At 60.5% G+C, this 23600-nt stretch carries 20 protein-coding genes; 4 read left to right on the top strand and 16 right to left on the bottom strand.

The features are described from left to right. Positions 1 to 20: 20 nt before the first annotated feature. From lepB to rpsP, 6 genes are all read right to left on the bottom strand, one after another. Positions 21 to 710, bottom strand: a complete 690-nt coding sequence (lepB, locus tag BJP05_RS03925) for a signal peptidase I (RefSeq protein ID WP_084028567.1) — start codon at positions 708 to 710, stop codon at positions 21 to 23. A 119-nt stretch (positions 711 to 829) separates the two neighbouring features. Next, positions 830 to 1177, bottom strand: a complete 348-nt coding sequence (gene rplS / locus BJP05_RS03920; RefSeq protein WP_070362274.1) for a 50S ribosomal protein L19 — start codon at positions 1175 to 1177, stop codon at positions 830 to 832. A 114-nt stretch (positions 1178 to 1291) separates the two neighbouring features. Then, on the bottom strand, positions 1292 to 3592 hold the full coding sequence (locus BJP05_RS03915) for a Tex family protein (RefSeq protein WP_070362273.1): 2301 nt from the start codon (positions 3590 to 3592) through the stop codon (positions 1292 to 1294). 17 nt (positions 3593 to 3609) lie between these two features. Beyond that, positions 3610 to 4797: a tRNA (guanosine(37)-N1)-methyltransferase TrmD gene (trmD, locus tag BJP05_RS03910; RefSeq protein ID WP_070362272.1), complete on the bottom strand. Its 1188-nt coding sequence runs from the start codon at positions 4795 to 4797 to the stop codon at positions 3610 to 3612. After that, positions 4790 to 5302, bottom strand: a complete 513-nt coding sequence (gene rimM, locus BJP05_RS03905) for a ribosome maturation factor RimM (protein WP_371440793.1) — start codon at positions 5300 to 5302, stop codon at positions 4790 to 4792. Before rimM ends, trmD begins: the two co-directional genes overlap by 8 nt. Before the next feature lie 91 nt (positions 5303 to 5393). Further along, entirely contained in the window at positions 5394 to 5888 is a 495-nt protein-coding gene (gene rpsP, locus BJP05_RS03900) for a 30S ribosomal protein S16 (RefSeq protein WP_070362270.1), read from the bottom strand. Positions 5889 to 6246: 358 nt separating this feature from the next. On the opposite strand from rpsP, the gene BJP05_RS03895 reads away from it, so the two are divergent. Then, a complete protein-coding gene (locus tag BJP05_RS03895; RefSeq protein ID WP_070362269.1) occupies positions 6247 to 8412 on the top strand; it encodes an acyltransferase family protein in 2166 nt (721 codons plus the stop codon). A gap of 64 nt (positions 8413 to 8476) precedes the next feature. On the opposite strand, the gene ffh is transcribed toward BJP05_RS03895, so the two are convergent. Both ffh and ftsY read right to left on the bottom strand, forming a co-directional pair. Continuing rightward, positions 8477 to 10078 carry a signal recognition particle protein gene (gene ffh / locus BJP05_RS03890; RefSeq protein WP_070362268.1) on the bottom strand — a complete coding sequence of 534 codons (1602 nt, stop codon included), beginning with the start codon at positions 10076 to 10078 and terminating at the stop codon, positions 8477 to 8479. 95 nt (positions 10079 to 10173) lie between these two features. Then, on the bottom strand, positions 10174 to 11757 hold the full coding sequence (gene ftsY / locus BJP05_RS03885; protein WP_070363482.1) for a signal recognition particle-docking protein FtsY: 1584 nt from the start codon (positions 11755 to 11757) through the stop codon (positions 10174 to 10176). A gap of 78 nt (positions 11758 to 11835) precedes the next feature. Here ftsY and BJP05_RS03880 point away from each other — a divergent pair, with 78 nt between their 5' ends. Next, complete coding sequence (locus BJP05_RS03880) at positions 11836 to 12360, top strand: META domain-containing protein (protein WP_070362267.1); 525 nt, start codon at positions 11836 to 11838, stop codon at positions 12358 to 12360. Positions 12361 to 12375: 15 nt separating this feature from the next. Here the strand turns inward: BJP05_RS03880 and smc are convergent, their stop codons facing one another. From smc to BJP05_RS03845, 7 genes are all read right to left on the bottom strand, one after another. Further along, complete coding sequence (gene smc / locus BJP05_RS03875) at positions 12376 to 15840, bottom strand: chromosome segregation protein SMC (RefSeq protein ID WP_070362266.1); 3465 nt, start codon at positions 15838 to 15840, stop codon at positions 12376 to 12378. A gap of 10 nt (positions 15841 to 15850) precedes the next feature. Continuing rightward, a complete protein-coding gene (locus BJP05_RS03870) occupies positions 15851 to 16135 on the bottom strand; it encodes an acylphosphatase (protein ID WP_070362265.1) in 285 nt (94 codons plus the stop codon). 3 nt (positions 16136 to 16138) lie between these two features. Further along, positions 16139 to 17674, bottom strand: a complete 1536-nt coding sequence (locus BJP05_RS03865; protein WP_070362264.1) for a sodium:alanine symporter family protein — start codon at positions 17672 to 17674, stop codon at positions 16139 to 16141. 28 nt (positions 17675 to 17702) lie between these two features. Continuing rightward, complete coding sequence (gene mutM, locus BJP05_RS03860) at positions 17703 to 18539, bottom strand: bifunctional DNA-formamidopyrimidine glycosylase/DNA-(apurinic or apyrimidinic site) lyase (protein WP_070362263.1); 837 nt, start codon at positions 18537 to 18539, stop codon at positions 17703 to 17705. Between the two features lie 3 nt (positions 18540 to 18542). Beyond that, entirely contained in the window at positions 18543 to 19328 is a 786-nt protein-coding gene (rnc, locus tag BJP05_RS03855) for a ribonuclease III (protein WP_070362262.1), read from the bottom strand. Next, on the bottom strand, positions 19325 to 19861 hold the full coding sequence (locus BJP05_RS03850; RefSeq protein WP_070362261.1) for a DUF177 domain-containing protein: 537 nt from the start codon (positions 19859 to 19861) through the stop codon (positions 19325 to 19327). The genes rnc and BJP05_RS03850 overlap by 4 nt, the downstream gene beginning before the upstream one ends. A gap of 63 nt (positions 19862 to 19924) precedes the next feature. Then, positions 19925 to 20656, bottom strand: coding sequence for a DivIVA domain-containing protein (locus BJP05_RS03845; protein ID WP_070363481.1), 732 nt, complete (start codon positions 20654 to 20656; stop codon positions 19925 to 19927). Positions 20657 to 20730: 74 nt separating this feature from the next. On the opposite strand from BJP05_RS03845, the gene BJP05_RS03840 reads away from it, so the two are divergent. Then, positions 20731 to 21855 carry a glycerate kinase gene (locus BJP05_RS03840; RefSeq protein WP_205634848.1) on the top strand — a complete coding sequence of 375 codons (1125 nt, stop codon included), beginning with the start codon at positions 20731 to 20733 and terminating at the stop codon, positions 21853 to 21855. Here the strand turns inward: BJP05_RS03840 and BJP05_RS03835 are convergent. After that, a complete protein-coding gene (locus BJP05_RS03835; RefSeq protein WP_070362260.1) occupies positions 21825 to 22223 on the bottom strand; it encodes a hypothetical protein in 399 nt (132 codons plus the stop codon). The genes BJP05_RS03840 and BJP05_RS03835 overlap by 31 nt on opposite strands. Before the next feature lie 39 nt (positions 22224 to 22262). On the opposite strand from BJP05_RS03835, the gene BJP05_RS03830 reads away from it, so the two are divergent. Continuing rightward, positions 22263 to 23585 (top strand): DUF4921 family protein, encoded by a 1323-nt coding sequence (locus BJP05_RS03830; RefSeq protein WP_205634847.1) that lies wholly within the window; start codon positions 22263 to 22265, stop codon positions 23583 to 23585. Positions 23586 to 23600 lie beyond the last annotated feature (15 nt).

The following is a 23600-nucleotide window of genomic DNA, read 5'->3' as shown; positions in this document are numbered from 1 at the left end:
CTCACACACCAAGCGCAGGGCTACTGCTGGATCGCCGGGTCGTCGACGCCACCAAAACGCTGGAGTGGGAACACAATCGCAAGAACTTTTCCGCGAAGGTTCTCCTCCGGGATCGTGCCCTGGTACTCATCACCAAGGTGGTAGCGCGAATCAGCGGAATTCGTGCGGTTATCACCCATCATGAAGTAGTTCCCATCAGGGACAGTTACCGGACCGAAGTAGTTCCCACCGCAAGCGTCGGACCCAGTCTCAGGATCCACCGGGTAGTAGTTCGGCTGCAGCGTGTACGACTGGTCGATTGGCTTGCCGTCCACCATCACCGCCGGATCCCCCTCCTGGCAAGACACCGTCTGGCCACCCTTCGCGATGATGCGCTTGACCAACGTGTTCTCATCCTTCGGCACCAGCCCCACCCAGGAGGACACCTCCTGCAGACCGGCAATGGCCGGGTTGTCGGAGCGGTTAGTGACGAAGCCGGTATTCCACGAGTCAGTCCCCTTAAACACGACGACGTCACCCGGCTCCGGATCAGAGAAGTAGTAGGACACCTTCTCCACGAAGATGCGATCACCCTTGCCGTCCTGCCCATGCAACGTCGGCTCCATCGACGCAGACGGAATCACGTAGAGGCGGCCAATGAATGTCTGAATAAAGAAGATGAACACCAAGGTGAGTACAACGACCATCGGGATTTCGATGTACCACGGCATGGATTTTTCTTCAGATGCGCTCTTTTCGTTCACCCGCAACACTCTAGCAGCGCAACAAAACACCCCGCACCTTACGAAGCGTAAGTGTGCGGGGTGCTGTGCAAGAAGCGGGTATGCGCCTAGCGGCGCTCCTTGATGCGGGCAGCCTTGCCGCGCAGGTCGCGCATGTAGTACAGCTTCGCGCGACGTACGTCACCCTTGCGGACGACCTCAATCTTCTCCAGGTTCGGGGAGTGTACCGGGAAGGTACGCTCAACACCGATACCGAAGGAAACCTTGCGGACCGTGAACGTCTCACGGATGCCGTCACCCTGACGACGAACGACGAAGCCAGTGAAGACCTGGGTACGGGTGACCGAACCCTCGATAACCTTGACGTGTACGTCGAGGGTATCGCCCGGACGGAAGTCAGGGATATCGTCACGCAGCTGGCCTGCGTCTACAAGATCAATAATGCCGTTGCTCATTGAAGCAATCCTTTACGTTTCTGGACAGAGGACCCTAGCGGCTTTTTCCACAGGTGGACGCTCGGCTGGTTCATGTCGCTTACAATAACCCGCACGATTCTACATGCGAGCACGTCACTTCCCAAATCCGGCACGCTTGAGTGCATCCGCCATCGATCCGCCCTGCGGCGCACCGCCAGCGCGACCTCGCTGGCGCTTCCCACCCTGACGGCCCGGCTTCTGCTGCGGCTTCTTCCCGCGTGAAGACTCACGCTTCTGCTCGCTTCCAGGCTCATCATCCAGGCGCAGCGTGAGGCTAATTCGCTGGCGCTGCACGTCCACCTCGAGGACCTTCACCTTCACCACCTCACCCGAGCGCACGACCTCGTGCGGGTCCTTCACAAAAGAATGGCTCATCGCAGACACGTGCACGAGGCCATCCTGGTGCACGCCGACGTCCACAAACGCGCCGAACGCGGCGACGTTGGTGACCGTCCCTTCCAGAATCATGCCCGGCTGGAGGTCAGACACCTTGTGTACGCCTTCTTTAAAAGTGGCCGTCTTAAACTCCGGACGCGGATCCCGGCCCGGCTTTTCCAACTCGGCAAAGATATCCGTGATGGTTGGGACGCCGAAGGTGTCGTCGGCAAAGTCCTGCGGACGAAGACCCGACAGCACTCTGCTGTTACCGACGAGTGCCGCAGTGTCCACTCCAGATTGCTGAGCGATGCGCTCCACAACGGGGTAGGCCTCCGGGTGCACAGCGGAGCCATCAAGCGGATTCTCTCCGCCTTGGATGCGTAGGAAGCCGGCCGACTGCTCGAAGGCCTTCGGCCCAAGTCGCGGCACCTTCTTCAGCTCCTTGCGCGAAGCAAACACACCATGTTCATCGCGGTAGGCAACGATGTTCTTTGCGATCGTCGGCGTCACGCCAGCGACTCGTTCCAGCAGCGGTACCGACGCCGTATTGACGTCCACCCCGACTGAGTTCACCGCGTCCTCCACCACGGCGTCCAACGACTGCGCGAGCGCCGCCTGATTCACATCGTGTTGGTACTGCCCCACGCCAATTGACTTCGGGTCGACCTTGACCAGCTCCGCAAGCGGGTCCTGGAGGCGCCGCCCAATCGAGACCGCGGATCGCAGTGCCACATCCATGTCCGGAAACTCCTGAGCCGCGATTTCAGAAGCCGAGTACACCGACGCACCCGATTCCGACACCACCACCGGAACAGGCCTGCGCCCGCCCGCTGCTGCGATCATGTCCGCGACCTCTCGTGCAAGCTTCTCCGTCTCCCGCGACGCCGTGCCGTTACCAATCGCGATGAGCTCCACGCCGTGTTCCGCCACAGTGTTCGCGAGCACCTGCACCGCCTGCTGCCATTGGTTCTGCGGTTGGTGTGGGTAGACGATCGCGGTTGCGAGCACCTTCCCCGTGCCATCTACGGTCGCTGTTTTTACACCGTTCCTGTAACCCGGATCCAGCGCCAGGGTCGCGCGTTGACCGGCAGGAGCGGCCAGCAGCACATCGCGAAGATTCGTACTGAAGACGTCCAGAGCCGCCTCATCCGCGCGCTCTTTCAGACGCATCCGTGTATCCAAATTAGAAGAGACCTGCAGCTTTGTCTTCCATGCCCACCGCACGGCCTTCGCCAACCACGGGCTCTTTTCACAGTTAAGGTCGAAACGGTTCGCGATCATCCCCTCGTACGCCGCGTCATCTCCGGCGTCCAAATCCAGCGAAAGCACGCCTTCCTGCTCGCCTCGCAGCAGCGCTAAAATGCGGTGCGACGGCAACGAGGCGAATGGCTCGCTGAAGTCGAAATAGTCTCGGAACTTCGCACCCTCGTTCTCCTTGCCTTCGACGACGCTCGAACGCATCGTTCCGGACTCGTACACCTTGTCGCGGACCTCGCCGACGAGATCCGCATCGGTGGCGATCCTGTCAACCAAGATCGCGCGGGCACCGTCCAGCACCGCTTTCGTGTCGGCGAACCCTTCACAGATATAGCGTGCCGCCTCTGTCTCGCCGTCGGCCGAAGGGGCGTCAATAAGCGAGTCAACGAGCGGCTCGAGACCGGCCTCACGCGCGATATCCGCCTTGGTCTTCCTGCGCTTCTTATACGGCAGGTAGAGATCCTCGACGCGCGCCTTCGTATCCGCACCCATGATGAGCGCCTTGAGCTCATCAGTGAGTTTGCCCTGCTCCTCGATCGCCTCAATGACCGAAGCCTTGCGCTCCTCAAGCTCGATCAAATACGCATTGCGCTGCTCAATGTGGCGCAGCTGTGTGTCATCCAAGCCACCGGTAGCTTCCTTCCGGTAGCGAGAAATGAATGGGACCGTATTCCCCTCTGCCAACAGTTGCAGCGCAGCCTCAACGTGGCGTGGCGCTACCTGGAGTTCCGATGCAATGGTCTCAGCAATGAACGTCATTCCGGACATTCTAATGCTTATGCGTTCCCATCCACGAGGCGGGTCGATCCGTACCAGTAGGTACCTCTGGGCAGGCCTGCAACCACCGCTTGCGTCGCAGCGTCCAGCTCGAGCGCGGTGCGGCCGCGCACCTCGAGCCTGCACAAAGACTCAAGAGGCGGATGCCCCTCCTTCAACAGGTAATCGGTCTCAAGAATCGACTCATCCTCGCAGTGCGGGCCGATCGGCTCCAGTGAGATTTTGGGCTCGCGGTAACCAGTCTTGCGCAACGCACGGGCCAAAGACTTGCGCGCCTTCGGCCAGCGCTTCTCGTCGACGAGCACCTGCATTGCCGTCACGACGTCGCGGCCGTACAGCGCAAACTCGTCATCCTCATCGAGCTCGGCGGCGTCCAATAGCTCCGGGCGGACTTGCTGCGTGCGCAGCAGCGATACATCACGTCGGTAGCGCTCCACCTTGGCGTGATCACCCGAAAAGAGCACGTCAGGGGCGCCGATCCCGCGCCACGTTCGTGGCTTTGTGTAGCTCGGTCCCTCAAGCAACCCATCGGAAAAACTATCGTCCTCGTGGCTCTGCGTATTGCCCAGCACCCCGGGGATCAGACGGGTGACGGCCTCCGCGATCACCAACGTAGCCACCTCCCCGCCGATTAGCACGTAATCGCCGATAGAGACCTCGCGCACCCGGTAGCGTTTCTGGGCATCGACAAAGACGCGCTGGTCAATGCCCTCGTAGCGGCCACAAGCAAACACGATGTGGGACTCGCGCGACCACGCCTGCGCATCCTGCTGCGTAAACGGCGATCCCGCCGGAGTAGGCACAATCAGCAGTGGTTGCTCAGCAGACTCGCCTTCGCGGACATCACTAACTTCATACGGCCGTGGCGCGACGGCGTGGACCTCATCGTGGCGGGCCTTGTCATTGCGGTGCGGTGCGGCGGAACGCAACCCTTCACCTTCGTTGCCAGCTGCCACGGCATCAAGCGCCTCACCCCACACATCCGGGCGCATCACCATACCAGGCCCGCCGCCGAGCGGAGGGGCGTCGACAGACTTATGTACACCAAGCCCCCACTGTCGAAGATCATGCACGCCGACGCTCACAATCCCCTGCTCAATCGCCTTGCCCAACAACGCGTGGCGCAGCGGCTCAAGGTATTCGGGAAAAATGGTGACAATATCGAGCCTCAAGGTGTGCCTAGACATCGAGTAAACCCTCTGGCGGGGTGATGGACAGGAAGCCCTTCTCCAGATCAACTTCGGGCACAATATCGCTCACGAACGGCACGAGGACCTCACGGCCGTCGTACTCAACCTCCAGAATCTGGCGCCCCGGCGTATGCATCACACCTGTGACCTGCCCGATCTGCTCCCCATCAAGACGCACGTTCAGTCCAATCAATTCGTGATCGTAGAACTCATCCGGGTCCGCGTCCTCCCCGCGTTCAAGCGGCGCCGCGAAGAACTTCAGCCCTCGCAGCCCCTCAGCGGCGGTACGGTCCGGCACCTCTTCGAAGCTGAGCAACAGGCGTCCTTTGTGCGGGCGGGCAGTCGCAACGGTGAGTTCAACTTCCTTCCCCGTTTGCGTACCGCGCAGCTTGCTGCCCACCGCGAAGCGAACCTCGGGCTGGTCCGTGTGCACTTCCACCGCGACTTCGCCCTTAATACCGTGAGTCTTCACGACCCGACCAATCAGTAGCTCCATGCTCAATTACCCTACTTTTCGACGCCCACTTCGCAAACAAAAAAACGGCACGCCCTCCGACCACACGGATCGGGAACGTGCCGTTGCGAGGTTCGGATTAGTCCTCGGACTCCTCAGCCGGGGACTCCTCTTCAGCGGACTCCGCAGCCTCAGCAGCTGCAGCTGCCTCAGCCTCTGCGGCAGCCTTGGCCTCAGCCTCTTCCTTCGCCTTCTTGCGCTTCTCGGTGATCGCTTCAGCGGTCGGGCCGTTGTTGGCCTCCTCGAGAGCCTTGTTGAACAGGTCAAGCTTGGATGGCTTCTCCTCAGCAACCTTGAGGGTGCCCTCAGCACCGTCGAGGCCCTTGTGCTTCTGCCAGTCGCCGGTGATCTTCAGCAGAGCGAGCACAGGCTCGGTCGGCTGCGCACCAACGCCGAGCCAGTACTGAGCACGCTCGGAGTCGATCTTGATGAGGGAAGGCTCCTGCTTCGGGTGGTAGATGCCGATGTTCTCGACAACCTTGCCATCACGACGAGCCTTCGCATCAGCGATAACAACACGGTACTGCGCGTTACGGATCTTACCGACGCGCTGCAGCTTAATCTTTACAGCCATGAAAATCTTCCTTTACGGTCACCGGGCAGTACAGACACCCGCCAACACGATAGGCGGGCCGGTTCAACCCTTCTTCTTTACCCTGCGCGTGACTGGTTGGGCGACATCGCACATCTCTGCACGTGACGGGTCCAACGCGAACGCAGTTTGGTCCTGTTCAAAACCTGCATACACAGATAATCAACCTGAAAGAGGTTACCCCATAGCGAACCAATTCCCAAACAGGACTTGTTATCTAGGCAGATAGTTACCATTTGCCTGCCTGTTGCGGGTATCGTCTTTTCAGTTGCCCGCCGAAAAATAGCATGAAGCGTAATGAGGGCGCGAAACAATCTGAGAGTACACGAGGTTTTTCAGCATGCCTGCACCGAGCACGAAACGCTCAACCGCATACCGCGTCGACCTTGACGGGCTTCGAGGCTTTGCTATCGCACTAGTCGTCTTGTTCCACGTCTACGTCGGCCGAGTCTCAGGCGGCGTCGACGTCTTCTTGCTACTGTCTGGATACTTCTTCCTCGGCGGCCAGATCCGCTACGCAATGCGCCCAAACCCAAGCCTCAACCCCTGGTGGCCACTGTGGCGCACTATTCGACGCCTCGTTCCAGCACTTGCGCTCACTGTCCTGGCAACCATGCTTGGCGTGATGCTGCTCGCCCCCGAGCTGATGGGTGTGGAACTCTCCAAGCAGTTCACAGCCTCCATGCTGTACTACCAAAACTGGGAGCTGATCGCCCAAGATGCGGATTATGCGGCGGCAAGCCAGGACACCTCGCCGCTGCAACACCTGTGGTCAATGAGTGTGCAGGGCCAGTTCTACGTTTTCGCTATTTTGTTGGGGACGCTGCTGGCCTTCTTGATCTGGAAGTGCAAAGTCCCGGCTGTCATTGCCAAGCGAGGCGCGATCACGCTGCTCGCCATTATCACCGTTGCTTCGTTCGCATACGCTGCGCGCTTCGGCTTCGTCGGTACGGGCCAGAACTACTACTCCACCTTCTCCCGTGCGTGGGAGCTCGCGCTCGGTGGGTTGCTTGCCTTCGTACCAACCAGCCGTTGCCTGCCACAGCGCACAGCCGCGTGGACTGCGGGCCTTGGCGTTCTGATGATTTCGCTTACCGGCATCGTCGTCACCACTTCACTCGCGTTCCCCGGCCCTGTCACGCTGCTGCCACTCACTGGCGCCGCGCTGATTGTCATGAGTGGCAACCAGAACTCGGTCTCAAACATTCTGGCGTCGAAGCCGATGACGTGGCTAGGCAGCATCGCCTATTCCCTCTATCTTTGGCACTGGCCGTTGCTCATCATTGTCACTCTTGCTGGAGGGTTCGGGACTCCTCCGTGGTGGGTTGGCACCCTCGTCATCGCGGTTTCGCTCGGACTCGCACACGTCACGCACCTGCTGGTAGAAGACCCGCTGCGTCAACACCGCAAGCGCCCGCAATCGACCGATACACCGGTTATCGACGCCCGCTCGACGCTGCGCACCCGCACCGGCATTGGCCGCGCAGGCGGCGGCGTGTTGGTTTCCGTGCTCGTTGCCACTATTTTTGCAATCCAACCGCTTTGGAATCAGCGCATCGAGGACGCAGACCGCGATCTTCCGGAGGACCTTTACCCGGGCGCCCTCGCCATTGCTGGTGCTGAAGTCCCAGACGTCAAGCCACAGCCCGATCCGGCCCTGATTGCGGGCATCTACCCACCTATCGGCGTAGACGAGTGCATGATCATGATCCCCCAACCGGCAACGGACATGCCTCGTCCCGACTGCCAGTACGGCGACCTCGAGTCCGACGTCACTGTAGTGATGACCGGTGGGTCCCACATCGAGCCGTACGTCGTGCCCCTCGACAAGCTAGGAAAAGAACACCATTTCCGGGTCGTTCCGTACGTGCGCCAGGAGTGCCCGATTGTCATCGGCGGTGCCGACAGAGACGAGTTCGTCAGCGATGTATGTGCTCAATGGTCGGAGCTTGCGTTCCAGAATATCGTCGAGATGAACCCGGACCTGGTGATTTCAAACTCCACACGCCCCGAGGGCCACGCGGGCGGTGCAGCGTTTTCCACGGACAAGGTCCCCGATGCCTACGCGAACCTGTGGCAGAACTTCGCCTACTACGGCATCCCGTTCGTTGGTTTGCGCGATAACCCATGGATGTTCACCCCAGAAGGCGATCCTATGGACCCGAACCTCTGCATCGTTGCTGGTGCCTCCGAACGCGACTGCTCAGCACTGCGCAGCACAGTCTACGGGCCCGAGGACCCAGCAACCTCGTACCTCTTGCCCGAGAATCACCAGTGGTCCATCGATACCGCTGACTGGTTCTGCGACGACAAGTTTTGCCCGCCACAGCGTGGCAACGTGTACATCTACCGCGACCAGAACCACATCTCGAACGCCTACGCAGCAACGCTCGCTCCGCTTCTGTGGGCTGAGCTGATGCCTATCTTCGAAGAGCTAGGCCTGCTCCCGGGGCCCGCCACGGATCCCACACCGAGCTTGGAGATGGACGCACCCGCTACGCAGTAGCGTGCGAGCATGATAGCAAAGGGCCGGTACGGATGCCCGTACCGGCCCTTCAGCGTTTTGCTGACTACTTCTTCTTGCCCATGCGCTTCATCGCTGCGCCGAAGTCAAGATTGTTGAGGTCAAGCCCCTCCATACCCGGAGGAAGTTGTTCCTGCATCTTCTGCAGATCCTCCATGCCAGGCATGCCCGGCATCTGTGGCATGCCCGGCATCTTCGGGCCTCCACCACGGCGCTTCGCGGGCTTGCGCTTCCCGTTCTTGCCCCTGCGTCCCTTGGGCTTTTTCTTCGTCGCGGAGCGTCCGCCACCCATGCCCGGCATTCCTGGTAGGCCGAACTGGTTGGCCATCGCGCCCATCATCTTCTTCGCCTCGAAAAAGCGTTCAACGAGCTGGTTGACGTCAGAGACTTTCACGCCGGAACCAGCAGCGATGCGCTTCCTGCGCGACGCATTAAGGATCTTCGGGTTCGCGCGTTCCTGAGGCGTCATACCGCGGATGATTGCCTGGATGCGGTCCAGCTGCTTCTCATCAACCATGTCCGCCATCTGGTTCATCTGCTTGCCGCCAGGCATCATCTTGAGCAGATTGCCGATCGGGCCCATGCGGCGGATCATCAGCATCTGGTTCAGGAAGTCTTCAAGCGTGAGCTCCCCAGTGCCGAGTCGGCTCGCGGCCTCCTCAGCTTCCTTCTGGTCGAAGACGGTCTCCGCGTGCTCAATGAGTGAGAGCAGGTCGCCCATACCGAGGATGCGACTCGACATGCGCTCCGGGTGGAAGACATCAAAGTCATCGAGCTTCTCACCTGTGGACGCGAATAGGATCGGCTTGCCGGTGACTTCACGGATGGACAGGGCTGCACCACCGCGGGCGTCACCGTCGAGCTTCGTCAGCACAACGCCGGTAAAGTCCACGCCGTCTGCGAAGGCCTGCGCAGTCGTGACCGCGTCCTGACCGATCATCGCATCGATCACAAACAGGACTTCATCAGGCTGGACTGCATCACGGATGTTACGGGCCTGCGTCATCAGCGTTTCGTCAATACCCAAACGACCCGCGGTATCGATGATCACCACGTCGTGCTTGTTTTGCTTCGCGTGCTCAATACCAGCCTGCGCCACCGCGACGGGGTCGCCGTGGGAAGTGCCCATCTCGTGCTCAAACGAGTCTATGGACGTGCCAGGATCCGGAGCGAACGTTGCAACCTCGGCGCGCTCACCCACAATCTGGAGCTGCTGCACCGCGCCCGGGCGCTGGAGGTCACAGGCCACCAGCAGCGGTGTGTGTCCTTGTTTTGCCAGGTGGCGGGACAACTTACCTGCCAGGGTGGTCTTACCAGCTCCCTGTAGACCTGCCAGCATGATGACGGTCGGTGGCGTCTTTGCAAAGTTGAGGCGTCGAGTCTCTCCGCCCAAAATGGCGGTCAGCTCCTGGTCAACAATCTTGACCACTTGCTGTGCCGGGTTCAGCGCCTCTGAAACGTCGGAGCCCAAAGCGCGCTCTTTCACGCGCTTAATGAAGGCGCGTACGACAGTCAGCGAGACGTCAGCCTCCAGCAGCGCGATCCGAATCTCACGTGCTGTGGCGTTAATGTCAGCCTCGGTGAGCTTGCCTTTGCCGCGCAAGCCTCCAAGCGCTGATTGTAAGCGGTCAGACAGTGACTCGAACACAGTGCGTTGCTCCCTTAACTAATTCATTCTTCGGTAATGAGACAGAACGCACCTAGCCTAGCGCCTTTCCGCCCAACTGTTCACATCACGCCAGGCTATCCCAGCAGAGCATCCACAAAGCTCTCTACTTCAAACGGCGCGAGGTCATCGGCGCCTTCGCCAAGACCCACAAGTTTGACCGGCACACCCAGTTCCTCTTGTACCTGGAACACAATGCCGCCCTTCGCGGTACCGTCCAGCTTCGTCAGCACCACACCGGTGATATCAACGACCTCTCGGAACACTCGCGCCTGCGCAATGCCGTTTTGTCCAACCGTTGCATCCAGTACCAGGAGCACCTCATCAACAGTGGATTTCTTTTCGACGACCCGTTTCACCTTACCCAGCTGATCCATCAAGCCAGTCGAGGTGTGCAGACGCCCCGCTGTGTCTACAAGCACGACATCCGCACCCTCTTGCACGCCGGTCGCCACGGCGTCGAACGCGACAGAGGCAGGGTCCGCGCCTTCTGCTCCGCGGACCGTAGAGGCGCCTACCCGACGCCCCCACGTCTCCAGTTGGTCTGCCGCAGCAGCGCGGAATGTATCCGCAGCGCCAAGTACCACCGAGTGGCCCATCGCTACGAGTACGCGTGCAAGCTTGCCCGTCGTGGTGGTCTTACCCGTGCCGTTGACGCCGACTACCAGGATCACAGCGGGCTTGCCTTCGTTCGGCATTGCGTGAATCGAACGATCGAGCTCTGGCTTCGCGGCTTCGATCAGGGTTTCCCGCAGCATTGCGCGTCCTTCAGCCTCAGATGCCACGCCTCGCTCGGCAATCTTCTGACGCAGTGCATCGGTAATGCGCATGGTCAGATCCGCACCGATATCCGCCATGATGAGGGTGTCTTCGATCTCTTCCCACGCGTCCTCGTCGAGGTCGCCCGCGGTAAGAATGCCAAGCAGCCCTTGGCCAATCGCGTTCTGCGAGCGCGACAGGCGCCCGCGCAGCTTGCCCATCCGGCCTGCGGCTGGCGCGATTGCCTCGACAGGCTCGGAGGAGACTGGTTCGCTGACAATTGCGTCCTCGGTCGGTTCGGCGCCGTCTTCCAGGGCACGTTCCGCCCCGTCGACCGTTGCTGCGGCTGCGTCCGCTGCCTCTTGTGCTTCTTCGATGTCTTGGTGTTCGACGTCTGCTTCGTCGGAGGCGGGTTCTGCAGGCGCGGGCGCCTTTGGCTCTTCCGCGACCAGTGTCGGTTCCGGCTCCTTCTCAACCTCAGGTTTCGGTTCTACTGCAGGTTCAGGGTCGGCCTGCGGTTCCGGTACAGCCACCGGCTCAGGCTTTTCGGACTGGGTTTCCTCAACTGGCTCCGGCTCAGGCGCAGGCTCAGACGTCGACCCCTCGTCTACAAGCGGCTCAGGCTCCGGCATTGGCACAGCCTGAGCGGGCTTCGGATCGGAGGGGGCGTCGACACGCGGGATAGGTTCCTTTTCCTTCACTCCTGCTTGAGCGAAATTAAAACCCCCCTTTGCCTGGTAGTTTCCAGACTTCTCCTGCTGGGTAAGTTCTTTCGGCTCCTCGGTCTTTTCAAAGGAAACAGACTTTGCCGATTTCCGTTTATTGCCAACAATGATGATGCCCACAATGAGAATCACGAGCACCACAGCTGCGATTGCAATCCATAACGAGTACGTAGTCATGACTTCCATAGTGCCAAAGGCGCCCAAAAACTGTGTGGAATACCCCATTTATGCCAACAACGTGGTTGAATAAGGTTTATGAATACTCCCCCATTTTTGAAGAATCTGCCACAAGACGTTGCCCAATGGATCCTGCCAGTCCTCACAACACTGATTTCGCTGGCCGTCGGACTTGGCATCATTGCCTCAAGTGGCCAGCTTGGCAGCTCAAAGGTAGACGTGCCGAGCGTTGGCACCGACGCGCCGAAGGAGGCAGTACCAGCGACTGGTGAGGCGCTCACCACCGCACTGAACACCACCTGGGCACCGCTGCCGTTGTATGACGGCGCTACTGTCCAATTTGTCAAGGAAGATAAGGGCTACGTGCTTGTAGGCGGTCCATGCAACGGCTACGGCGTCGGCTTCACCATTGACGAAGCAACTGGTGCGGTCTCCACGTTCAAGACGCCGACGACGAGGAAGGCATGCCCGTCTGAGGACACCATCTGGGAAAACACCACCAGCGACTTGCTGAAGCAGACCACGAGCCTGAAGGTGCTCGGCCAGGATAAACTCTTCGCAGTTGGTCCTGAGGGAACACTGGAGCTTGTTGTAAAGAACTAAGCCCCGCACCCCTATTTATGCGTCCGGATCGGAGTCAGGAGCTGACCCCGCCGGGCGCATTCTTTGTGAGAGCACCCTCGTTACACCATCACCGCGCATGGTGACACCGTAGAGCACGTTCGCCACATTCATGGTCGGCTTCTGGTGCGTGATCACAATGAGCTGCGAGTCCTGCCGCAGCTCCTCGAGCAGCGCGATCAATCGGCGCAGATTCACGTCATCGAGCGCTGCCTCCACCTCGTCCAGCACGTAGAACGGGCTCGGGCGCGCTCGGAAAATCGCCACCAGAAACGCCAGAGCAGTCAGCGACTTCTCCCCACCTGAAAGCAGTGACAGCCGCTTGACGCGCTTGCCCGGTGGACGCGCCTCAATCTCGATGCCGGTGAGCAGCATGTCATCTGGTTCCGTGAGTATCAGGCGGGCTTCCCCACCGGGAAACAGCGTATGGAACACACGTGGAAACTCCTCCTCCACGTCGTGCCATGCATCCGTGAAGAGCTGCAGGATGTGGGCGTCGACATCCTCGATGACGTCGAGCAAGTCCTTTCGAGCCTGAATCACATCGGCAAGCTGGGTAGAGAGGAACGTATAGCGTTCCTCAAGCGCCTTAAACTCTTCGAGAGCCAGCGGGTTCACCTTCCCCAAAGAGCGCAAGTCTTTTTCGGCCTGGCGCAGTCGCTGGGTCTCAGTGGACTCGTCAAAGTCTTCTCCCGGCGCGAAGTTCGCGAGCAAGTCATCGACCGAAATACCGAGCGACTCGACGATCTTCTGCTGAGCTTCCTCAAGACGCACCTTCGCCTGCGACCTTGCAATGTCTGCGGCGTGCGCGCGGTCACTCAACCGATTCAGCTGCTGACGAGCAGCGCTGACCTGCGATCGCTCTTGTTGAATCCTGCCCTGCAGCGCAGCAAGCGTGCGCTGCAGCTCATCGCGCTGCGCGGTGGCTCGTTGTAATGCATCCTGGACTCGCGAGATCAGTGCCTCCGTGTGTTCCTTCACGGCTCCGGCGAGCAGGGCCTGGGACCGCCGACGTGCAACGGCTGCGTCATGACGCGCTTTTGCCTGGCGCTCGTTTTCCGCCTGGCGCCGCAACGCATCGCCCTTCCCCGCAATTGTCTGAGCGCGCTGTTGCGTCTCACGAGCAGCGAGAACCGCTTCCAGTTCGATCGCCTTCGCCTGCGTCAGTTGCTGGGATGCAGCATCACGGGCCTCGGGCGAAGGGCCTTCCGCAGCAGGAGTGTCGTCGATGCGAGAAAGACGCTCCTGGGTTTCCAGCAGTTGCTCACGGCGCTGAGCGAGCCGCTGCTCTGCCTCCTCAAGCTGCTGCGCGGCACGGACGCGCTCTTGCTCGGCCGTGTCCGATTGCGCAGCCAAGCGCTGATGCTCACGCTGCCACGAAGCAACCTCGGTGTCGTGCTCGCGCAGCGCTGCCTTCGCCGCCGCAACATTCACCCGCGCGTCCTCGGCTGCGAGCTGCGCTCCCTCAAACGTGCCCGAGAGCTCCGCCAACGCGTGCTCTGCGGTGCGTAGGTCTCGCTGTGCGGCTTCAACCTGCGCACTCACCTCGACCGTAGACGCGCTCGCGATGCCTACCGACATCCAGCCTTCGCCGAATAGTGCCCCCTCTCGCGTCACAGCACGCAGTCGTGGGTCTGCCTTCACGACGTCCACGCCCTCCTGCGGCGTCTCCACTACAACAACGTCTGCTAACAGGCGCGCCACGGGGCCCGCGACCGAAACGTCGACGTCGAGGTGGTCGAGGAGCCAGTCATAGCACCCGTCGGTTTCAACACGCCACAGCGCGCCGCCGACTGCCTCAACGATGCTGGCACGATCTGCAGATTGCAGCTGCTCCACAACGTCCAAGTCGCGCTCGCCCACCAATGCCTCACTGAAGCCACCCAGCGCGGCAGCCAGCGCTCCTGCCAGGTCAGCAGGAGCCTTCACCAGTGATGCAAGCGCGGGATAGCCCCCGAGCATCTCCTCCGCGGTACGTGTTGGCATTTGGTGCTGCAGCGTCTCTATCTTCGACTGCAGCGTAAACACCGCCCGCTCATGCTCGCGTTGCTGCATCTGTAGCTCCTGAAAGCGCTGCTCGGCGGCAGTGAGCTCTGAGCTTGCTTGCTCGTACTCATGGACGAGTGGCCCTCGGCGGGCTTCAAGCTCAGCAATCTTCTCCGCTACCTCCTCGGCTTCGCCGCGGGCGCTGTGGGCCCGCTCGCTGCTGAGTGAAAGCTGCTCTTCAAGCCGGGTTGCCTCTTGCTCACCTCCGAGCACGGCCTGCTGGTGCGCCTCCTCTTGCGCCACCAGCCGCACAACGCCCTCACGGCGATCCGCTACCGCCTGAATCTGCGCCACGTGTTCGCGTTCAGCTTCATCGAACGCAGCCTGGTATTCGGCAACGTCTTCCCGAACAACCTCAAGTCGCTCCGCGGCTTCCTCGGCAGCCTCAATGGCCACCTCATATTCTTCGTCCGCTGCTGCTGCCCGAGCGAGCAGCTCCTCTGGGTCTTGCCCGTGGTACTCAGTCTGCGTGTTCAGGTTGTGCGCGCGTTCCTGTGCGATGCGCAACGTCGCGTTCGCCCGTTCCTCGAGAGATGACAGTGCAAACCAAGTTTCCTGTGACTCCTGGGCACGCGGCTGTACCTCCCGTTGTTCTTCCTCGAGCTGCGCGTACTGTTCCTCAGCGCTCTCGAGCGACGCGGTCACGGTCTCGACCTGTTCTTCGAGCAGCTTCGCACTCTCGTCACTTTGTGCATGCGCTGCCTGCAGCGTGACCATCTGGTGGCCGGCGAGGCGGAGCCGGGCGTCGCGAAGCGTGGCTTGCACAGTCGCGGCGCGCTTCGCGGCTTCGGCCTGGCGCTCCAGCGGCTTGAGCTGCTTGCCAAGCTCATCTGTCAGATCCTGCAGCCTGTCGACGTTGCCTTGCATCGATTGAAGCTTGCGTTGCGCCTTTTCCTTCCGACGCCGATGCTTCAGCACACCCGCGGCTTCCTCAATGAACGCTCGGCGCTCCTCAGGGCGCGACTCCAAAATCTCAGACAGCTTGCCCTGCCCGACGATGATGTGCATCTCGCGGCCAATACCTGAGTCCGACAACAGCTCCTGAATGTCCATCAGCCGGGCTTTCGAGCCGTTAATTTCGTACTCGGAGGCTCCATCACGGAACATACGTCGCGTGATCGCAACCTCCGTGAAGTCCACTGGAAGGTGCTTATCGCTGTTGTCGAAGGTGAGTGTTACCTCTGCGCGCCCTAGTGGCTTGCGGTCCCCCGCTCCCGCGAAGATGACATCCTGCATCTTCCCACCGCGTAGATTCTTCGCACCCTGCTCCCCCATCACCCAGGCAAGCGCGTCGACGACGTTCGATTTACCTGAGCCGTTCGGTCCGACAACAGCGCAGATGCCGGGCTCGAACTTCATCGTCGTCGAAGAAGCGAAGGACTTAAAGCCCTTCAGCGTCAACGATTTCAAATGCATTGTGGTGAGTTTACCGTTCGTGGAAGCCTTCCGCCCCACGAGGCTCACCGTACTGCGCGACTACTATGTCCACGCGGCCCGGTCGCTGCGTTGAGGAGGGCTGTTCTTCCAGTAGTCGCTTCAGCGTATCGACGTCCCCTTCGTCGCCTTCCGCGACTACTTCAACGCGGCCGTCGACAAGATTCTTCGCATACCCCTGTAGGCCGAGCTCCAAGGCCCGGCAGCGGGTCCACCAGCGGAACCCGACGCCTTGAACGTGCCCGTGCACAAACGCGGTCATACGAATGGTGGCCATCGGCTACTTCAAACCGCCCTGCTCGTTGTCTTCACCTACGGCGCGGGCCTCGGAAGCCGTGATGCGGTCCTCCAGGCTGCGGCGCGTGACCGGGTCGGAGCCGTCCCAGAACTCTACGTTCTTGACCTCAGGCATCATGTCGCGGTGGAACACCGGGTCGATGCCCTGGACGCGCTGCTCGTTGTAGTTCTTCAGCAGCTTGATGGCGACGCCCGCAAGCGGGACGATCGCGATGATGTTGATGATGGCCATGGTTCCCGCCATTGTGTCGCCAAGCGACCACACCAGCGGAATCGAGCCGAACGCTCCGAAGAACACAAAGACGATGACACCGCAGCGGAAAACGTTCAGCACCGTCTTCGAGTCCGAGAGGTACTCAATATTCGCCTGCGCAAGGTAGTAGTTACCGATCACTGACGAGAAGGCGAGGAAGAAGAGAATGAACGTGATGAAGTGCGTGCCCCACGCACCCACCGTTGCCGCCAAGGCGGACTGCGTCAACGATGCACCCTGTACATCATCCAAGCCGTAGTTGATCTCAGGGCCGAGCAGCACGACGAACGCCGTAATCGAGCACACAACGAGGGTGTCGAAGTACACGCCGAGCGTCTGCACCAGTCCCTGCTTCACCGGGTGCGATACCGTCGCAGTAGCCGCTGCGTTCGGAGCGGACCCCTGGCCGGCCTCGTTCGAGAACAGACCACGGCGCATACCCCAGACAAACGCCATACCCAGCGTCGCACCACCAACCTGCTTCAGCCCCAGGGCGTGGCCGACGATCAGCGCGATCATCCCTGGAACTTCCTGAATGTTCAGAATGACTACCAGCAGGCCAACCAGGATGTAGGCGACCGCCATGAAAGGAACGACGACCTGCGTGAAGTTCGCGATACGGGTCACACCGCCGAAGATGATGGCAGAAGTCAGGGCAGCAAGGATCACTGCCACAATCAGCTTCAGCGTCATCGAGTCGGAGCCAACAGAACCGCCGACGGCCTCAACGATGGAGTTCGTCTGAATTGCGTTGTACACAAAGCCATAGGTGAACGAGAGCGCAACAGCGAAGATCACGGCGAGCGGGCGCCACCCGAGTCCGCGCGTCATGTAGTAGGCGGGACCACCGTGGTAGTTGCCGCTTTCGTCTTTCGTCTTCCACAGCTGTGCCAGCGTGGACTCGACGAACGCGGTGGCGCCACCCACAATGGCGATCATCCACATCCAGAACACTGCGCCAGGCCCGCCAACCGAGATCGCGAGAGCGACACCAGCGATGTTGCCCGTGCCCACGCGGGAAGCAGCGGAAATGGTAAACGCCTTGAACGCAGAAATACCGCCGTATTCTTCGTCCAAATCGCGCCCGTCGCGGTCTTTGCCCTTCGGGGTCTCAGTGACCGCCTTGAACATTTCCGGAAGCAGTCGGACCTGTACGAACAAGGTACGTAGCCCGAAGTAGACACCCGCAGCAAGAAGGAGCCACGGGACAATGTCCCAGATGATGCCGTTGAGAGTTCCGTCAATGAACTCGGTTGCTTTTTCCATGCGGAGAATCCTAGTCGCAATGACAGGATTATTCGCGATTTTGCTCAGGATCTTGGCATGTTGGGCAGTAATAACTCGACCGCTGGTTCACGACCGTCTTCACAATGGCGTCCCCGCAGCGGGCGCAAGGTTCACCCGCGCGCCCGTAGGCATTCAGCGAGCGGGCAAAATACCCCGAGGCACCATTGACGTTCACGTACAAGGAGTCGAAGCTCGTTCCGCCTTGGGCGAGTGCACGCTCCATGACAGCACGCGATGCGTTGAGGAGTTCAACCGCAGTTTCCTGGCTGAGCGTATCTGCCCGCTGCCACGGCGCGACGCGTGCCGCCCACATTGCCTCGTCAGCGTAGATGGATCCAATACCGCTGACTACGGCCTGATTCAACAACACCGTTTTGACCGCAGATCGCTTGTGCCGCATCAACTCTGCAGTTGTATCAACGTCGAAGCCTTCCTCGAACGGGTCCATCGCAATGTGGCTTGCACGTTCTGGGATGCCATCGACAAGCTCGCAGTACTGCCACGAGCCGAATGTCCGCTGGTCAACGAATACCAGCTCAACGGCACCCATTCTGGCGCGAATTCGCGCATGCGGGCTATCTACGCTGCCCGGCGCGCCGACGAGCATCTGGCCGCTCATTCTAAGGTGCACCAGGAGGCAGGCTCCGTCGGACAGCGTCAGCCAGAGGTACTTGCCACGGCGTCCGGTGCCCGTGACGCGGAGCCCGGGGAGAGTTGTTGCCAAATCGACGGTGTTCTCCCTGACCGCCCTGGGGTGCGCGACCTCGATACTGTCGAATGTCCTGCCAACAATGTGCTCGTTCAGGCCACGACGCACGACCTCAACTTCCGGCAGTTCGGGCATCAGCTACGCCTTGTCTTGGGTCTGCTGCTCAAGAACGAGCGCTTCCGGGTGCTTCTGGAGGAACGCCACTGCTTCCCTGGCTGCTTCTTGCTCGGCGAGCTTTTTGTTGTGCGCCACTCCACGTCCGCGGTTTTCACCAAGAATGATCGCGTACGACGTAAATTCGAGGTCGTGCTCGGGGCCTTCAGACGTCGTTTCGTACTCGACCATTGGGATGCCACGTTCCGCGAGGCGTTCCTGCAGCACAGTCTTCCAGTCTTGCCTGTGGCCGTGTGCCGTCGCGTTGTGGAGCTTCTCGTGGAAGAGCTTAAGAATTACGTCGCGGGCTGCTTCGAATCCGTGCTGCCGATAGATCGCGCCAAAGAGCGCCTCCGTCGTATCGGCGAGGATGGACTCTTTGTCCCTGCCACCGGTATGCAACTCGCCTTTTCCAAGCAGCACGTACTTACCAAGCTCGATGCCACGGGCGACATCCGCCAACCCGTAGCGTGACACAATTGAGGCCCGCATCGGGGAGAGCACCGACTCGGAGCTCGAAGGGTAGATCTCGAAGAGCTTCGTGGCTACGGTCAGACCGAGCACTGCGTCTCCGAGAAACTCAAGCCGCTCGTTATTTGGCAGGTAGTCGTGCTCGTTGGCAAAGGAGCGATGTGTCAAGGCGAGTCGCAACAGTTCGTCGTCCAGATCCACACCCAGCCACTCGAGCAGAGGCGCATGGTCTACTTCGGAGAACGCGCTGTTCCACGCTTCTTCGCCGCTGACGCGATTCTTCTTTGAACGCCGGCTCATAGGAACTTCTCCAATCCAGCCCAGCGCGGATCCACCGCGTCGGTTGCTTCGCCGCTGATGCCGTCTGGTGCCGGAACGTCGCTGTCTTCGGGGCATGCAGGCTGGCAGGTCGGGTTAAACGGCAGTGTGAGGCCAGCTTCGTCGACGAAGGCCTGCTCGAGATCAACCGTTTCTTCCACGATGCGCATGATCTCATCCCCGGATCCTGCGTCTTCCTCTACTTCTTCATCACCCTGGATGAAGTCGTCGCCGTTAGAAAACACCTGGGAGACACGCAGCGTTTCCGTCGGCTGCAGGGTGCGCAGGCAGCGTACGCACTGCCCTTCCAGTACCGCGGTCACGGTGGCGTCGACCATCACGCCAGAACCAAGCGGGGTCACGGTAGCGTCAACGGCCACCTCCTGGCCTTCCGGAATTGCGATCATCTCCGGCCCGATGCGGGAAGGAGCTGGGCCCACGTTGTGGACAACTACCGGCATGCCGTCGCCGTGCAGAGCGTCAGCTACTTGAATAATGAAAGGATTTTTAGCCATAGCAACCCAAACTCTACATCGGTTTTCTTCCGGAAGTGCTACCTGGTTTTCTCTTGTGCGTTCCTAATGCTCGCCGTAGTCGTAACGCTCCGCGCGTTGGCTGCCGCCTGAGACGCCGGCGCCACGCCGGAGCGCAGAACGGTCCTTAGATACTGTGCGAAGCACTGCGGAAAGTGACTCCTCAAACTCCGCAAGCTTGGAATCCACAAACTCGTCGCACTCCCCGCGCAGACGCGAGGACTCCGCGTGCGCCTGCTCGACCAGGCGGTGCGCCTCCTCGTCTGCGCGACGCATGACCTCTGCCTCGGAAACAAGGTGTTCCTGCTGCGCCAAGCCCTCATCAATTGAGCGCTGGTATTCTTTCTGACCGTTTTCAACCAGGCGCTGAGCTTCTTCCTGTGCTCGCGCCACGGTGGCTTCCGCGTCTTCGCGTGCGCGGCTGACCATATCGCGGGAGTCCTCTTCAGCGTTGGTCACCAGCATGGTCGCGTGGGACTGGGCGTCGTCAATCATTTCTTGAGACTGCTCGTTTGCCTCATCCATAATGTGCTTCGCGTCTGCATTGGCTTGAGCCACCAAATCGTCCGCGCGTTCCTGTGCACCATGCAAGATAGCGTCCTGCCGGTCGAGGACATCTTGAGCGTCGTCCATCTCATTCGGGATTGCGTCACGAATATCGTCTAACAGCGCAAGCACTTCGTTGCGCGGCACGAGGCAAGAGCTTGATATTGGCACGCCGTAGGCCTGCTCGACGATTTGGACGAGTTCATCAAGTGCTTCAAAAACGCGATACATGTCGGTCATCGTACCCGAGAACCACTGCGCTGAGTGTGCAACACAACGGAAGGTATGCACTACACTTTGCCCTCATGGATGAAGCATTGCGTACCCCAACCACAGTCACCATCGCCCCAGACGCATTCAAAGGCACGGCGTCGGCTGAGCAGGCCGCAACGTGGATCGGAGAAGGCGTCCGCGAGATATTAAAGGACGCAACCATCAAACTCGCCCCAATGGCCGACGGCGGCGAAGGCACCTCCGAACTGTTCAAGGGCGAGCGCATCACCCTGCCCACCACGGACGCCGCGGGGCGCCTCACGGAGGCTACCTACACCTATGATGCCGCTTCAACCACAGCGTTTATCGACGTCGCTGCCGCCTCTGGGCTACCCGCCGTCGCAGATTCACCAGTTCCGTTGACCGGCGATACCTACGGCACCGGAGTGCTCATCGCCGACGCACAAACCCGTGGCGCAACACGGATCGTGCTCGGCTTGGGCGGCTCGGCAACCACCGATGGTGGCACCGGCATTCTCGTAGCCTTTGGCGCGAACCCCGTCGACGCTGAGGGCTATCAACTCAAGCCTGGCGGCGGCGACCTCGAGCGCCTCGCGGACCTCGATACCGCAAAGGTCAACATTCCCGCAGGCGCGCTCGACTGGGTACTACTCACCGATGTGGATTCGCCCGCCACGGGACCGGAAGGCTCCGCCGCTGTATTTGGACCTCAGAAGGGCGCTTCCGAAGAAGACGTGGCCAAGCTCGACCGCGGGCTGGCCAGGCTGTGCGAAGTAGCAGGTCTCGACCCCACTACCGCGGCCTTCGGGGCTGCGGGCGGAATCGCGATCGGCATCACCTGGTTATCAACGCTCCTGCACGGCGATGCCAGCCACGTCTCCATCTCCCCCGGTGCGCCCGTCATCGCGAACGCCAGCGGGCTCGCAGATCTTATCGCACAGTCCGGACTCGTCATCACCGGCGAGGGACGCTATGACGCCCAAACCGCCGCTGGCAAGGTTGCCCGCACGGTAAGCGACCTTGCCGCTGATGCGGGTGCTGTCTGCGTAATTGTGGCGGGTAGCTTCGACGCCGAACCCGCTGGTGAAGCAATCGCAGTCCCCCTTGAAAACATCGCTGACACCAGTGAGCAACTCCGCCGCGCAGGCCGCGAGGCGGCGATTCGCTACCTGAACACCTCGACGGTCCAGGGGTAAAGCGCAGGCGTCTCAAACTGGTCTTGCTGCTCCAACGCGACGGGGTCTGATGGAAGCTGCGCTCGCGGGGTCAGAATCCGCGACAGGCCCATCGCCAGGCTGTTCAGACTCCTCGCGCCTTCAACTTCGATGTCGTAGCGCTGGAGGGCGGCACCCTCTTCTTCAGCCGAGACCTGCCTGTCCTGCACGTATGTTGCTTCCAGTTCCTCGGTGACCTCGCTAGGCAACGCTACATGCGGGGTGTACACAACATTTCCGGCAGTGAGTTTTTCGCGCCGCACCAAAATATCGATTGCGCGCTGGTACGCCTCCGCCAACTTTTCTGCCGACGCATCGGGGGCCAGCACATGGAACTGAATGATCGCCATGACGAACAGGCTAATACACCGGGGAGTAACGTAGCAGGTATGACTTTTCCAGTGCACTCGTATCGTGACGCCCTGACGACCATGGCTGACGGCACGATCAAGCAAGTCAACCCATTTTCCGGCACCGAGGTTTGGACGGTCCCAGGCAGAGGAAACCGGCCCCTTTCCCACCCCTCAGGAACCCCGCACCCGCTCAGCGATTCCGACTTTCACGAGCACTGCAACTTCTGTGACGCCCACCAGCTTCGCACCCCACCAGAGAAGTCACGCATGGTTCGCACCCGGGATGGTTGGGAGATCGTCCGCAACGCGATGCCCGAAGAGCTCGACGCCACCACCGCCGAGTTCCGCCGTGTACCGAACCTCTTCGAGATAGTCTCCTACGACTACTGGGCAAAGAACTACGGCTACAGCATGCCCCAGTCCCAGCAGGAACACATGGACCGCTACCTCGCGGACCCCGCTGGCAAGGCCCACGTCCTCGACATCGTTCGCACCCGCCTCAAGGCCTCCGGAGAGAATCCCGACCGCGACGAGGCGTCACTCTTGGAGATCGCGCCCGCGTATTTCGGCGGCGGTCACGACGTCATTATTGCTCGACGCCACTTCGTCGACGGCGCCGCCGACGACACACAGCTAGCAAGCTCCGGAACACTCACCGAAGACGAGCACGGGGCTTTCTTCAAGTTCACAGTTGATTCCCTCCACGACCTCGTCGTAAAGAATCCCTACTCCCCGTACGTCGTGGTCTTCCAAAACTGGCTTGCGCCTGCTGGCGCCTCCTTCGACCACCTGCACAAGCAGCTCGTCACCGTCGACGCGCGTGGCGTGCAGGCCGAGATGGAGATTGCAAAGCTGCGCCAGAACATCAACATGTACAACGAATGGGGAGTGAACTACGCGTTCTACCACAACCTGGTGATCGCGGAGAACGACTTCGCAATCGCCATCGCAGGCATCGGGCACCGCTACCCCACTGTCTCCATCTATTCCAAGTCCGCAACCTGCGCACCTTGGGAGCAGTCGGAGCAGGAAGTGCGCGGTCTGTCGGACCTCGTGCACGCGATCCACGCAGCGATGGGACCTGAGGTCGCGTGCAACGAGGAGTGGCACTACCGGCCTGTGGATCTGGACCTTCCGATGCCATGGAGGGTGAACATTAAGTGGCGTATTTCTACACTCGCGGGGTTCGAAGGCGGCACTAAAATCTACGTCAATACGCTTTCCCCGTTTGATGTTCGTGACAAAATGGTGGACAAACTCTACCGACTCCGCGATGCCGGGAATGTGACAAAGTCGCTGCGTATTGCCACAGAATGTGCCCCGTCACGCAACTCTCTCCTCTACAACCCAGTCCTTTAGACCAAAGTTGTTTAT

The sequence above is a fragment of the Corynebacterium sp. NML98-0116 genome (genome assembly GCF_001767255.1).
Taxonomy (GTDB): domain Bacteria; phylum Actinomycetota; class Actinomycetes; order Mycobacteriales; family Mycobacteriaceae; genus Corynebacterium; species Corynebacterium pseudogenitalium.
This window is presented reverse-complemented; position numbering and strand designations above follow the sequence as displayed.

Excerpts from the sequence above, each read along its gene's own strand:
- BJP05_RS03850 (WP_070362261.1), bottom strand. The coding sequence starts at position 19,861 with ATGGCTAAAAATCCTTTCATTATTCAAGTAGCTGACGCTCTGCACGGC.
- smc (WP_070362266.1), bottom strand. The coding sequence starts at position 15,840 with ATGCATTTGAAATCGTTGACGCTGAAGGGCTTTAAGTCCTTCGCTTCT.
- BJP05_RS03870 (WP_070362265.1), bottom strand. The coding sequence starts at position 16,135 with ATGGCCACCATTCGTATGACCGCGTTTGTGCACGGGCACGTTCAAGGC.
- BJP05_RS03840 (WP_205634848.1), top strand. The coding sequence starts at position 20,731 with ATGGATGAAGCATTGCGTACCCCAACCACAGTCACCATCGCCCCAGAC.
- BJP05_RS03865 (WP_070362264.1), bottom strand. The coding sequence starts at position 17,674 with ATGGAAAAAGCAACCGAGTTCATTGACGGAACTCTCAACGGCATCATC.
- BJP05_RS03880 (WP_070362267.1), top strand. The coding sequence starts at position 11,836 with ATGAATACTCCCCCATTTTTGAAGAATCTGCCACAAGACGTTGCCCAA.
- trmD (WP_070362272.1), bottom strand. The coding sequence starts at position 4,797 with ATGTCTAGGCACACCTTGAGGCTCGATATTGTCACCATTTTTCCCGAA.
- ftsY (WP_070363482.1), bottom strand. The coding sequence starts at position 11,757 with ATGACTACGTACTCGTTATGGATTGCAATCGCAGCTGTGGTGCTCGTG.
- lepB (WP_084028567.1), bottom strand. The coding sequence starts at position 710 with ATGCCGTGGTACATCGAAATCCCGATGGTCGTTGTACTCACCTTGGTG.
- BJP05_RS03895 (WP_070362269.1), top strand. The coding sequence starts at position 6,247 with ATGCCTGCACCGAGCACGAAACGCTCAACCGCATACCGCGTCGACCTT.
- rnc (WP_070362262.1), bottom strand. The coding sequence starts at position 19,328 with ATGAGCCGGCGTTCAAAGAAGAATCGCGTCAGCGGCGAAGAAGCGTGG.
- mutM (WP_070362263.1), bottom strand. The coding sequence starts at position 18,539 with ATGCCCGAACTGCCGGAAGTTGAGGTCGTGCGTCGTGGCCTGAACGAG.
- rplS (WP_070362274.1), bottom strand. The coding sequence starts at position 1,177 with ATGAGCAACGGCATTATTGATCTTGTAGACGCAGGCCAGCTGCGTGAC.
- BJP05_RS03835 (WP_070362260.1), bottom strand. The coding sequence starts at position 22,223 with ATGGCGATCATTCAGTTCCATGTGCTGGCCCCCGATGCGTCGGCAGAA.
- BJP05_RS03915 (WP_070362273.1), bottom strand. The coding sequence starts at position 3,592 with ATGACGTTCATTGCTGAGACCATTGCATCGGAACTCCAGGTAGCGCCA.
- BJP05_RS03830 (WP_205634847.1), top strand. The coding sequence starts at position 22,263 with ATGACTTTTCCAGTGCACTCGTATCGTGACGCCCTGACGACCATGGCT.
- rpsP (WP_070362270.1), bottom strand. The coding sequence starts at position 5,888 with ATGGCTGTAAAGATTAAGCTGCAGCGCGTCGGTAAGATCCGTAACGCG.
- BJP05_RS03845 (WP_070363481.1), bottom strand. The coding sequence starts at position 20,656 with ATGTATCGCGTTTTTGAAGCACTTGATGAACTCGTCCAAATCGTCGAG.